At 69.0% G+C, this 597-nt stretch carries 1 protein-coding gene; it reads right to left on the bottom strand.

The genetic code is table 11. The features are described from left to right. Positions 1-597: histidine kinase sensor domain-containing protein (locus tag J0A65_RS25160; RefSeq protein WP_206596955.1), on the bottom strand; the 597-nt coding region annotated here is incomplete at both ends.

Genomic DNA, 597 nt, shown 5'->3' with positions numbered 1-597 from the left:
CTGCAGGCGCCCGGCCATATGATCGAAGGTCCGCGCCAGCTCTCCCAGCTCGTCCTGGCGGCCGCCCACCCCGGGACCGACCCGGGCATCCAGGTCGCCGGCACTCAGTGCCACCGCCTGGCGGCGCAGGATCGCCAGCGGCGCGATCAGCACGCGGTACAACAGCAGGCCGAGCAATACCGCGAGCACGGCCGGCAGCACCCGCTGCAGCAGGGCTTCCCAGATGTCGTTGTAGCGACGCGGGCTCAGGCGCTGCGGCAGCTCCATGATCAGGCGCGCCTGGTCGTCGCTGAACGGAATGGAAAATGCCGGTGTGCCCCCGGGGCGTCCGACGGAGAAGTCAAGCGCACGCACGAAATCCAGGCGCTGCCGCGCCTCCCCGTCCAGCGGCTGCGAGGACAGCGAACGCAGCTCGGCGTCGACCACCACCGCCCAGACCTGCTCTCGTTCGCGCAATGCCCGCAGAAAACCATCGACGCCCTCGGCCCCGTCTTCACGCCAGGCACGCTCGGCGGCGTGCGCATAATCACCGAGCACCGCCTTGGTCGAGTCAGACAGGTAGGAAGTGTTCTGCAGCAGGAGGCGACCGATATCGAC

This window comes from Bowmanella yangjiangensis, assembly GCF_017255015.1.
Lineage (GTDB): Bacteria > Pseudomonadota > Gammaproteobacteria > Enterobacterales > Alteromonadaceae > Bowmanella > Bowmanella yangjiangensis.
Note: the sequence above shows the minus strand (reverse complement) of the source record. Positions and strands in the feature narration are given on the sequence as shown.